The organism is Pseudoalteromonas rubra, assembly GCF_001482385.1.
GTDB classification, from domain to species: domain Bacteria; phylum Pseudomonadota; class Gammaproteobacteria; order Enterobacterales; family Alteromonadaceae; genus Pseudoalteromonas; species Pseudoalteromonas ardens.
The window spans coordinates 384,869-397,047 of the sequence record NZ_CP013611.1 but is presented as its reverse complement, the minus strand read 5'-3'; the positions used below and the strand labels follow the sequence as shown (position 1 = coordinate 397,047).

Annotated in this window: 5 protein-coding genes, 3 tRNA genes and 3 rRNA genes; 3 read left to right on the top strand and 8 right to left on the bottom strand. The window is 47.5% G+C overall.

Going from position 1 to position 12,179, the window contains the following annotated elements:
• The first annotated feature begins 65 nt into the window (after positions 1-65).
• The gene (locus tag AT705_RS01755) at positions 66-818 is read left to right on the top strand and encodes a metal-dependent hydrolase (RefSeq protein ID WP_058795222.1); all 753 of its coding nucleotides are present in this window, start codon (positions 66-68) and stop codon (positions 816-818) included.
• A 55-nt stretch (positions 819-873) separates the two neighbouring features.
• Here AT705_RS01755 and AT705_RS01750 read toward each other — a convergent pair whose 3' ends face one another.
• The 6 genes from AT705_RS01750 to AT705_RS01725 form a co-directional block, all read right to left on the bottom strand.
• Positions 874-2,286: a glycosyl hydrolase family 18 protein gene (locus AT705_RS01750; RefSeq protein WP_058795221.1), complete on the bottom strand. Its 1,413-nt coding sequence runs from the start codon at positions 2,284-2,286 to the stop codon at positions 874-876.
• A 928-nt stretch (positions 2,287-3,214) separates the two neighbouring features.
• Positions 3,215-3,329 (bottom strand): 5S ribosomal RNA (gene rrf / locus AT705_RS01745).
• A 118-nt stretch (positions 3,330-3,447) separates the two neighbouring features.
• Positions 3,448-6,327: ribosomal RNA gene (locus AT705_RS01740) — 23S ribosomal RNA — on the bottom strand.
• Positions 6,328-6,733: 406 nt separating this feature from the next.
• Positions 6,734-6,809 (bottom strand) — tRNA-Ala (locus tag AT705_RS01735).
• A gap of 115 nt (positions 6,810-6,924) precedes the next feature.
• Positions 6,925-7,001: transfer RNA gene (locus tag AT705_RS01730), tRNA-Ile, on the bottom strand.
• A 76-nt stretch (positions 7,002-7,077) separates the two neighbouring features.
• Positions 7,078-8,610 (bottom strand): 16S ribosomal RNA (locus AT705_RS01725).
• The 16S, 23S and 5S rRNA genes sit together here with 2 tRNA genes alongside, the layout of an rRNA operon.
• Positions 8,611-9,220: 610 nt before the next feature.
• On the opposite strand from AT705_RS01725, the gene AT705_RS01720 reads away from it, so the two are divergent.
• A complete protein-coding gene (locus tag AT705_RS01720; RefSeq protein ID WP_058795220.1) occupies positions 9,221-10,639 on the top strand; it encodes an alanine/glycine:cation symporter family protein in 1,419 nt (472 codons plus the stop codon).
• Positions 10,640-10,803: 164 nt separating this feature from the next.
• A tRNA-Pro gene (locus AT705_RS01715) sits at positions 10,804-10,880 on the top strand.
• 65 nt (positions 10,881-10,945) lie between these two features.
• Here the strand turns inward: AT705_RS01715 and AT705_RS01710 are convergent.
• Both AT705_RS01710 and AT705_RS01705 read right to left on the bottom strand, forming a co-directional pair.
• A complete protein-coding gene (locus AT705_RS01710; protein ID WP_058795219.1) occupies positions 10,946-11,281 on the bottom strand; it encodes a cupin domain-containing protein in 336 nt (111 codons plus the stop codon).
• A 48-nt stretch (positions 11,282-11,329) separates the two neighbouring features.
• Positions 11,330-12,160: a hypothetical protein gene (locus AT705_RS01705; protein WP_058795218.1), complete on the bottom strand. Its 831-nt coding sequence runs from the start codon at positions 12,158-12,160 to the stop codon at positions 11,330-11,332.
• Positions 12,161-12,179: the final 19 nt, after the last annotated feature.

The following is a 12,179-nucleotide window of genomic DNA, read 5'->3' as shown; positions in this document are numbered from 1 at the left end:
GGCTAGTAAAACAATAATAATGCCATTATGATCAGACTGGATAGAGCAGCCACAGATTCATTTTTATGGCTGGTGTAGTCTTCAGACATTCGGAAATTTACTTAGTGGCCAATTTTGCAACTCACTTCAAAGCAGCTGTGGTAGTCAGTGCCGCCGCATCATCCGTTATACTGGCAACGAACCTTTCCGATATGAGCAATATACTGCTGCTATTTATATTAGGTACGTTGGCAGGTCTTCTGCCTGATCTCGATGCCGACAAATCACGCTCGTTAAATAGTCTGTTTTCAATATTTGCGCTGTGTGCAGCCATTGCTCTGCCATTGGCCATCGAGTTTCATTCTCTGCTCAGCATCTGGTTGTCCGGATTGGGCGTCTATCTACTTATCATGTATGGACTGAAGCCCATATTTGAAAGCTATACCATTCACCGCGGCGCAAGCCACTCGCTGTTGTCTGTGCTGATGTTTGCCATCATCACAGTTAATATCCCTTTGTATTTGGGTGAAGGGCTGCCTTTTGCGTTGTTATGCGCAGTGATGGTGGTATTAGGCATGCTGACCCACTTGATCCTCGATGAGTGCTACGCAGTAGACATCAATAACAATGAACTGAAGGCCTCCTTTGGTAGTGCGCTCAAGCCCGTCGCGACCAGTGCGCCGCTGGCTTCCCTGCTTCAGTTAGGTGTAGTGCTGCTGGGAAGCTATTTACTGCTCCCTCATTACGAAGACATATCCGAGGTCATTCAGCTTTGGCAAAGCAAACTGATAAGCCTACCCTTACTGCCAGATATGGAAACTTTAAAACAGTTTTATTAATCCAAGGTGAGCTCAGCAACTAAGTTAGTTGCTGAACTCCGTGTTTATTTACGTATTACTGGCAGGTGTAGCTAGGTGCCAAACCCTTTGCAACTTCCCACTTTGCGGTGAGTAATGAAGCCGGGCCCTTACTGTCATGAGACAGTTCCCAGTTCATGATGCCGCCAGCATTGAGTTTTGCGTATTCTGTTTTGGCGCGGATAGTTGGAATACCATTATAGTAACTGCTGCCATCCGTATCCCGACAGGCATTAGCAGGGTTTTCCTGGACCAAAGTCCGATATGCCTTCCAGGTTGGGCGCGCGTAAAAAGGCACTCCTAATACTGTCTTTTCTTTGCTCAGGCCACGACTCTGCCAGTATGCAATGGAATCTTTGGCATATTGCATAGACGCATGATTGCCATTGTTCGCATCGTAAGCCATCAGGTTCAGAAAATCGATATCCTGGAATACAGACTCCAGAACACCACCGCCCGTATAGCCTAACGCAACAACTGCAGCGGTCAGGAACTTACCACGAGCACGCAACTCTACACTTAGTTCCTTCATCAACAAAGCGTAGTTATTTGCTGATGTACCAGGGTCTGGATATTCCCAATCCATATCTACGCCATCCAGGTTGTGTAACTCTACGAAGGCCATTACTTCGCGTACAAAGGTCGCACGACCTTGTGCTGATGCCGCAAATGTTTCGAATGCGCTGTCATCGCCACCATTCCAGCCACCTATAGCTATACCAACTTTAACATTGTTTGCATGCGCAGAATTTACCAGCGCTGTCATTTTACTCAAATTTTCAAGCGGCTGAAGTGTGCCATCTGCGTTAGGTAACAAGAATGAGTAATTGATATGCGTCAGTTTATCAAACTGGATATCACTGACAGCCCCCTGCCAGCTTGGGAAGTAGCCGACAATTTTAAAATTAGGATCACCCGGAGGGAAATCATCCGCAGCGACAGTAAAGTTGACTGCGCTGGACTCCCCTCTGCCGCCTTCGACATCGACTGCAAATACCTGTAACTGATGACTGCCTAGGCCTTGTGCTTGCCAGGGCACAGAATACGGCGCGGTATTATCTGTCGCAATCAGCGTACCATCGATAAAGAATTCAGCCCGTTCAATCGCAACATTATGCGGATGAGAAACTGATGCAGACAAATCGATAGGCGTCCCTATAATAATGCTCGCGTTATTGCTTGGTGAGGTAACCGTAACTAACGGTACCGGATCAATCGCATCGCAATTACCATCCTTATTCCATACAGCATAAGTAGTAGAGTTATTTGCGGGGTTTTGATTCTGAGTCCACCACTTTGCGGTATAACTCACAGACTGATAAATGACTGAGTCCCCTTTGGTATAGACACTTTGAGCCTGCCAGTCAGTTAAGTTGCTACAGTCCACCGCAAGCGCGACTTCCATTGCCCCAAGCAATGGCAGCGCCATTAATAAATTTTTATATTTCATTACCTTTTCCATGTTGTATTTGTCGGCAAACGCAGGCCGCACCGACGTTTAAAGAGTTGATGACCTGCCCTCCCAGAGTAACAGAGCGAACAAAAATCATACAGGCAACATATTCTGCGACCTTAGTCTAATAGGCCAGATCTTAAACCAGCTACTTTATGCTGCTCGTTGAGTAACAAGGCTCGGCAGTGCTGAAAAGCCAGCTCGTACACTGATAGCAGCGAGGCCCGTCCATGAACAGCTTAGCAATGCCTTGTACGATGGATAGTAAATAACGTTACAAGAGTCTGGACAGTCGTTAAAGGTGACTGGGTAATAACGTGGGTGAAATATGATTTATCTGAGAGTGGTCTGCGAGCGATGTTTGATTTCGAAACCCCGAATAAGGGGTAATTTCTGTTTAACTATACGAAAAGCTGTTTAAGTATATTAAAAACCCACTTTTCGCAACTTTCGCGCTATTGGCGCTAAGTTTGCGCGCGGCATAAGACCAAAGGTTGCTAGATACCAACTTTATGGATGAATAAACAACACCGCTTTTTCTACAACTTTTTAAATCGCACATAGCAAAAAACCCGCTGCATTGCTGCAACGGGTTTGACGTACATGGACGTACGAATGTCGATGAGATTCATGGATGAATGTCTTTCATCGACCTTTTATTAGGAGCTTGGCAATGTCCTGCTTTCACATGGGTGAATTGTGACCGAAGCACCGCTTCGCAGCGCAATGAACGCGAGGTATGGACGCCGATAACACGCGTTACGCGCCGGGAGCCCTCCACAAGGAAGTGTGTCCAAAGGTTGCTAGATACCAACTTCATGGATGAATAGACAACGCTACTCTATCTACAGCTTCATCGACGCTTTTTAAAATTTCAAACGCAAAAAAGCCCGACTCTTTCGAATCGGGCTTTCTTTTATTAGGAGCTTGGCAATGTCCTACTTTCACATGGGAAACCCCACACTATCATCGGCGCTATTTCGTTTCACTACTGAGTTCGGCATGGGGTCAGGTGGTTCCAAAATGCTATGGTTACCAAGCATAAACTGTTGTGCAAGATGTTTATCAACACCTCACTAAAATCTGGAAAAGCGTATTAAATTCTTATCGTCTACTTTAATTCTTAACTTCTAACAAACAAAACCACTTTGGCGTTGTATGGTTAAGCCTCACGGGTAATTAGTACGAGTTAGCTCAATGGCTCACACCACTTCCACATCTCGCCTATCAACGTTGTAGTCTTCAACGGCCCTTCAGTTAACTTATAGTTAAAGTGAGAACTCATCTCGAGGCTCGCTTCCCGCTTAGATGCTTTCAGCGGTTATCGATTCCGAACGTAGCTACCGGGCAATGCCATTGGCATGACAACCCGAACACCAGCGGTTCGTCCACTCCGGTCCTCTCGTACTAGGAGCAGCCCCTCTCAATTCTCAAACGCCCACGGCAGATAGGGACCGAACTGTCTCACGACGTTCTAAACCCAGCTCGCGTACCACTTTAAATGGCGAACAGCCATACCCTTGGGACCGACTTCAGCCCCAGGATGTGATGAGCCGACATCGAGGTGCCAAACACCGCCGTCGATATGAACTCTTGGGCGGTATCAGCCTGTTATCCCCGGAGTACCTTTTATCCGTTGAGCGATGGCCCTTCCATTCAGAACCACCGGATCACTATGACCTACTTTCGTACCTGCTCGACGTGTCTGTCTCGCAGTTAAGCTGGCTTCTACCATTACACTAACCGTACGATGTCCGACCGTACTTAGCCAACCTTCGTGCTCCTCCGTTACTCTTTGGGAGGAGACCGCCCCAGTCAAACTACCCACCAGGCACTGTCCTCAATCCCGATTAGGGACCTAAGTTAGAACATCAACACTACAAGGGTGGTATTTCAAGGACGGCTCCACGCAATCTAGCGACTGCGTTTCAAAGCCTCCCACCTATCCTACACATGTAGGGTCAATGTTCAGTGCCAAGCTGTAGTAAAGGTTCACGGGGTCTTTCCGTCTAGCCGCGGGTACACAGCATCTTCACTGCGATTTCAATTTCACTGAGTCTCGGGTGGAGACAGCGTGGCCATGGTTACACCATTCGTGCAGGTCGGAACTTACCCGACAAGGAATTTCGCTACCTTAGGACCGTTATAGTTACGGCCGCCGTTTACCGGGGCTTCGATCAAGAGCTTCGCCTAAGCTAACCCCATCAATTAACCTTCCGGCACCGGGCAGGTGTCACACCGTATACGTCATCTTACGATTTTGCACAGTGCTGTGTTTTTAATAAACAGTCCCAGCCACCTGGTCACTGCGGCTCTCGCCTGCTTACGACGCGAAGTCTTCACAAGTAAGAGCGTACCTTCTCCCGAAGTTACGGTACAATTTTGCCTAGTTCCTTCACCCGAGTTCTCTCAAGCGCCTTAGTATTCTCTACCTGACCACCTGTGTCGGTTTAGGGTACGATTCGATATAAACTGAAGCTTAGAGGCTTTTCCTGGAAGTAGGGCATCAACAACTTCACCACCGTAGTGGCTCGTCTCGACTCTCAGCCTTAGCAACCCGGATTTTCCTAAGTCACCAGCCTACAGCCTTTCACATGGACAACCAACGCCATGCTTGCCTAGCCTGCTCCGTCCCCCCATCGCATTTATACCAAGTACGGGAATATTAACCCGTTTCCCATCGACTACGCTCTTCAGCCTCGCCTTAGGGGTCGACTCACCCTACCCTGATTAACATGGGATAGGAACCCTTGGTCTTCCGGCGTGCGGGTTTTTCACCCGCATTATCGTTACTCATGTCAGCATTCGCACTTCTGATATGTCCAGCATGCCTCCCGGCACACCTTCAGCCACTTACAGAACGCTCCCCTACCCCGCGAACTAAGTTCGCAGCCGTAGCTTCGGTGGTATGTTTAGCCCCGTTACATCTTCCGCGCAGGCCGACTCGACTAGTGAGCTATTACGCTTTCTTTAAAGGATGGCTGCTTCTAAGCCAACCTCCTAGCTGTTTTAGCCTTCCCACATCGTTTCCCACTTAACATACACTTTGGGACCTTAGCTGACGGTCTGAGTTGTTTCCCTCTCCACGATGGACGTTAGCACCCACCGTGTGTCTCCCGGATAGTACTTTACGGTATTCGGAGTTTGCAAAGGGTTGGTAAGTCGGGATGACCCCCTAGCCTTAACAGTGCTCTACCCCCGTAAGTATTCGTCCGAGGCTCTACCTAAATAGATTTCGGGGAGAACCAGCTATCTCCCGGTTTGATTAGCCTTTCACTCCCAGCCACAGGTCATCCCCTAACTTTTCAACGTTAGTGGGTTCGGTCCTCCAGTCAGTGTTACCTGACCTTCAACCTGCCCATGGCTAGATCACCGGGTTTCGGGTCTATACCCTGCAACTTAAGCGCCCAGTTAAGACTCGCTTTCGCTACGGCTCCCCTAAATGGTTAACCTTGCTACAGAATATAAGTCGCTGACCCATTATACAAAAGGTACGCAGTCACCCTCGAAGGGCTCCTACTGCTTGTACGTACACGGTTTCAGGTTCTATTTCACTCCCCTCACAGGGGTTCTTTTCGCCTTTCCCTCACGGTACTGGTTCACTATCGGTCAGTTGGGAGTATTTAGCCTTGGAGGATGGTCCCCCCATATTCAGTCAAAGTTTCACGTGCTCCGACCTACTCGATTTCACTTTAAATAAGTTGTCGTGTACGGGACTGTCACCCTGTATCGTCATACTTTCCAGAATGTTCCACTAACTACATTAAAGCTTAAGGGCTAATCCGATTTCGCTCGCCGCTACTTTCGGAATCTCGGTTGATTTCTTTTCCTACGGGTACTTAGATGTTTCAGTTCTCCGCGTTCGCTTCATACAGCTATGTATTCACTGCATGATGACCCAAAGGGCCGGGTTTCCCCATTCGGAAATCCTAGTCTCAAGCGCCTCTTACTGGCTCAACTAGGCTTATCGCAAGTTAGTACGTCCTTCATCGCCTCCAACTGCCAAGGCATCCACCGTGTACGCTTAGTCACTTAACCATACAACCCAAAATGGTTTTTCTGCGCCTTTTTCTCTCATGCTGCGTTCCTTAAATATTTTACTTGGTTACAACCTGTAAGGTTGCGCGCTGCGATAAAATATTTAAGCGCCTTGCCTGAAAAACAAATTCATTGAAAAATCTATTTTAAGCTGTAGTGCTAAAGACAGTTTTAACTTCGCCAGAAGTTAAGTAATACTAAAGTAGACGCTAATAAATCCTTTCGAATTTATCGGCATTTTTCTTTCGAAAACTCTATAGAACAACAATTTTCATTATCATTCCGAGAATTTAATATCAGCTTTCCAAATTTTTAAAGAGCAAGAGAATTACTTCTCAGAGTTAAAAACTCTCAGAGTACCAAGTCGTTGGTAAGAGTGTTTATCTATGAGGAGTAGGTAGTAAAGTGGTGGAGCTAAGCAGGATCGAACTGCTGACCTCCTGCGTGCAAGGCAGGCGCTCTCCCAGCTGAGCTATAGCCCCACATTACTAGGAATAACATTGTTCTGAACCGAGCTTCTTTTCGAGGCAAGGCATTAAGTGAGGACGTTTAGTAGTTTCTAAACGACGAGCTTAATAACGCAGCATCGGGAAGAAGTGGTGGGTCTGAGTAGACTTGAACTACCGACCTCACGCTTATCAGGCGTGCGCTCTAACCAGCTGAGCTACAGACCCAAACAATGTTTGTGTTCTCTAATTCTAATCAACAATCATCTGTGTGGACACTTCGAACAAATTAGTTCTAAGTCGATAAGGAGGTGATCCAGCCCCAGGTTCCCCTAGGGCTACCTTGTTACGACTTCACCCCAGTCATGAATCACTCCGTGGTGAACGCCCTCCCGAAGGTTAAGCTATCCACTTCTGGAGCAACCCACTCCCATGGTGTGACGGGCGGTGTGTACAAGGCCCGGGAACGTATTCACCGCGGCATTCTGATCCGCGATTACTAGCGATTCCGACTTCATGGAGTCGAGTTGCAGACTCCAATCCGGACTACGACATACTTTAAGTGATTCGCTTACTATCGCTAGTTCGCAGCACTCTGTATATGCCATTGTAGCACGTGTGTAGCCCTACACGTAAGGGCCATGATGACTTGACGTCGTCCCCACCTTCCTCCGGTTTATCACCGGCAGTCTCCTTAGAGTTCCCGACCGAATCGCTGGCAACTAAGGATAAGGGTTGCGCTCGTTGCGGGACTTAACCCAACATCTCACAACACGAGCTGACGACAGCCATGCAGCACCTGTATCAGAGTTCCCGAAGGCACCAAACCATCTCTGGTAAGTTCTCTGTATGTCAAGTGTAGGTAAGGTTCTTCGCGTTGCATCGAATTAAACCACATGCTCCACCGCTTGTGCGGGCCCCCGTCAATTCATTTGAGTTTTAACCTTGCGGCCGTACTCCCCAGGCGGTCTACTTAATGCGTTAGCTTTGGAAAAGTTGTCCGAAGACCCCAGCTCCTAGTAGACATCGTTTACGGCGTGGACTACCAGGGTATCTAATCCTGTTTGCTCCCCACGCTTTCGTACATGAGCGTCAGTGTTGACCCAGGTGGCTGCCTTCGCCATCGGTATTCCTTCAGATCTCTACGCATTTCACCGCTACACCTGAAATTCTACCACCCTCTATCACACTCTAGTTTGCCAGTTCGAAATGCAGTTCCCAGGTTAAGCCCGGGGCTTTCACATCTCGCTTAACAAACCGCCTGCGTACGCTTTACGCCCAGTAATTCCGATTAACGCTCGCACCCTCCGTATTACCGCGGCTGCTGGCACGGAGTTAGCCGGTGCTTCTTCTGTCAGTAACGTCACAGCTAGCAGGTATTAACTACTAACCTTTCCTCCTGACTGAAAGTGCTTTACAACCCGAAGGCCTTCTTCACACACGCGGCATGGCTGCATCAGGCTTGCGCCCATTGTGCAATATTCCCCACTGCTGCCTCCCGTAGGAGTCTGGACCGTGTCTCAGTTCCAGTGTGGCTGATCATCCTCTCAAACCAGCTAGGGATCGTCGCCTTGGTAAGCCGTTACCTTACCAACTAGCTAATCCCACTTGGGCCAATCTAAAGGCGAGAGCCGAAGCCCCCTTTGGTCCGTAGACATTATGCGGTATTAGCCATCGTTTCCAATGGTTGCCCCCCACCTAAAGGCATGTTCCCAAGCATTACTCACCCGTCCGCCGCTCGTCATCTTCTAGCAAGCTAGAAATGTTACCGCTCGACTTGCATGTGTTAGGCCTGCCGCCAGCGTTCAATCTGAGCCATGATCAAACTCTTCAATTAAAAGTTTTTTGAAACCGAAGTTTCGTGCTCATTGAATTCTGATTTTGATTTCTCACCTATAAAAGATGAGATATCGAATTGACTGTGCTGAATAAACTATGTTTATTCCGTTGGTCACTCAGCTCAATTGAGACTCTAAATTTTGTGCGTCATTCAGTAAACTGAAATTCGCTGTTAGAACTCAATCTGTAGGAGTGCCCACACAGATGATTGCTTCATATTTTTAAAGAACAGTGCGACTTAATGCCGCTGCGCCGTTAGCGCTGAGGGTTGTGCATTCTAATCACTTCCCATTTTATGTCAACACTTAATTTTGAAAAGTTTCAGAATCAAGTTTTATTTGACTCCCAACTCGTTGGCTCGTTGCTTTTCAGCCTTGTGCCCCGTGTCGGTGGAAGCGCATTATAGGGAAATCGAGACCCAGCGCAAGCGCTTTTTGGCACTTTTTTGAATTAATTTTTTACCCCCAAAAACCGCACAAACACCACACAAGTTACCCACAAAAACCTGTGGATAAGACAATAATATTTAGAGTTGAACGCGGTCCTGTGGTAAATTACGCCACCTTATTTACCCGTTCTGCTATATCTATAATAAGGGTCGTAATCCAATGGCTGACTTTTTTAATACAATAAGCGGCTTGCTGTGGGGTCATATACTTATATACCTATTAATTGCAGCAGGTGTTTTCTTTACCCTCCGACTGGGTTTCATTCAGTTCACCCAATTCCCATACATGATTAAAGTGATGGCAAACAGCCGAAGCGGCGCCAAAGATGGTATCTCTTCTTTTCAGGCTTTTTGTACTTCCCTTGCCGCCCGAGTAGGAACCGGTAATATGGCTGGTGTTGCGGTTGCACTCTATTTGGGTGGACCAGGTGCCATTTTTTGGATGTGGCTCATCGCGCTTATCGGCATGGCAACAAGCTTTGCAGAAAGTGCACTGGCTCAGCTATACAAGACCAAAGACGATGAAGGCAACTTCCGTGGTGGTCCTGCTTATTATATGGAGTATGGCCTGAACAAGCGTTGGATGGGTGTACTCTTCTCTTTATGCCTTATCCTGGCGTTTGGCTTAGTGTTTAATGCCGTACAGGCGAATTCCATTGCCGCAGCATTTGAAGTTGCCTTTGACGTACCTAAATACGTAATGGGTCTTTTACTAGTTTGTGGTTCGGCCTTTATTATCTTTGGTGGCCTTAAGACCATAGCAAGATTTGCCGAGCTGGCCGTGCCCTTTATGGCTATCGCCTATTTATTACTGGCCATCGTTGTATGTGTCATGAACGCCAGCCAATTACCTGACGTCTTTATGCTGATCATCAACAGTGCGCTTGGTTTTGAACAAGCAGCGGGCGGTGCCGTAGGTTATGCTGTGATGCAGGCCATGATCCAGGGAATTAAACGCGGCCTGTTCTCTAACGAAGCCGGTATGGGTAGTGCTGCAAACGCTGCAGCAAGCGCAACGCCTAATCCAAACCACCCAGCTTCACAGGGCTACGTTCAGATGCTTGGCGTATTTGTTGATACCATTATTATCTGTAGTGCCACAGCGGCACTTATTCTGTTATCAAACCAGCTAGTACCCGAATCTGGTGTAACGGGTATTCAGTTAACACAGGCAGCACTGGTTGAGCATGTTGGTGACTGGGGCGCGATTTTTGTTGCTATCGCTATCCTGTTCTTTGCCTTCACCTCCATTGTCGCTAACTATAGTTATGCAGAAACCAACTTACTGTTCCTTGAGCACAACCACCCTAAAGGCCTGTTTATCTTCAGAGCCTGTGTACTGGCCATGGTGATGTTTGGTGCGGTCGGTGAACTTGGCTTGATCTGGACACTTGCCGACATCTCGATGGGCCTGATGGCCATCGTCAACGTAGTCGCATTGTTCATGTTATCTGGCATTGTTATCTGGTTAGCTAAGGACTATCGTGCCCAGCTTAAACAAGGCAAAAACCCTGTTTTTGACCCTTCGCAAAAACCTGAAGTGTTAAAAACTCTGCCTAAGGGTATCTGGCACAAGTAATCCATTACTGAGGTAGCAGCCAATGCTACCTCCCCTCTTTTTCTATCCTCTGCAAATAAATTGCGCAACAAATCCACAGCCAAACCAATTAAGTACAAATAACATTCAATTTAAACAATTGCTTATTGCCTTTCATCAAAAAATCATTATAGTGAGCCTCAAGTCGGCATATAGCGCAGCTTGGTAGCGCACTGTCATGGGGTGTCAGGGGTCGCAGGTTCAAATCCTGCTATGCCGACCATTCTTTCTCACACCACCAGCAATCTGTGCTTTAATCTCCCTTATTGCTCATCAAACACACTTCTATTAATTCGGTTTTCCGCCTTCTTTGGTCGATGTAATGTTCATGCCCACAATCACAAACTCTGCTTCAACTGGCGCGACGGCTCTATGCTCTGCACCTTTTGGTACGATAAACATGTCTTGTGGTTTTAGCTCGATGGTTTTGTCTCTGAGTTCAATGTTTAACTGGCCCTGATACAGGATGAACAATTCGTCCTGGTCGTCATGTTTGTGCCAGTTTGTTGCGCCCAGTCCTTTGGCAACCTTATATAACTGGCCATTGGCCTCACCAAGCACGCGTTGTGACCAATGTTCCGTTACCGATGTTAACGCCTCGCTTATGTTTATTTTGTTATCCATACTCATCACCATTAAAAGGTGAAGGGGCTAAGCCCCTTCTGGGTTGTGTTATTTGTTTTTAGGCTTATCGTCAAAGGCCGGGAAAGCCGGGAATGAATCTAGTTGTGTTTCGGCCGGGAAAGAAATCACAGTACGGCCATTCACTTTGATTGTTTCATCGGCGCCGTCTCTGGTTAAGATGGTGCCCAGCACTAAGCCTTCACCAAACTCTTCGCTCGACAGGAAACTTTGCAACCTGAAGCCGTCCGCATCTGAAACCGCAGGAACGCGCGAGCGATAGTCAATAATCAGTTCTTTTTTAGGTTTTCCCTTTTTGTTCGTTACCAGAATATTGTAACTGCCGAACAGGAACTGATCATCAGGCTTGGCTAAACGACCCGCCATCTCACCAGCCATCGGCACCCCTTGAGGGTCAGTGATCGTAAGGTTAAAACCACCATCGCGGATGATCCAGCCTTCTCCTTTTGCTTTCATGCCGGTAGCAATTTGCAATCGATACTCAAAATCCGGATTCAAAGTAAAGCTTCTGAATGTGGCGCGATTATTTGCGACCAGATCATCGGCAGCCAGTCCAAACCGTTCGAGGTAAAACGTTTTTGCCTGCTGCGCGACTTCTGCAATTTCAGCATCTGTACGGCCCATGATCTCCTTTTGGAAAAACTCACCATCACAGATCAGGCCATCACAGTTAATAACCCCCGGATGAGGCTCGGGGTTATGCTTATCAATGGTGCCTGTTCCCATCAGAACGAGTACAGATTCAAACCCGTCTGGCGTTGTCACCCCTTTCTTTGCCATCGCGGCCCCACTGGTGAGCAGCAAACCTGTTGCCAGTGCGACGGTCCATTTTTTTATTGAGCTTACGTAATTATGTTTCATGACTTTTCCTTAATAAATT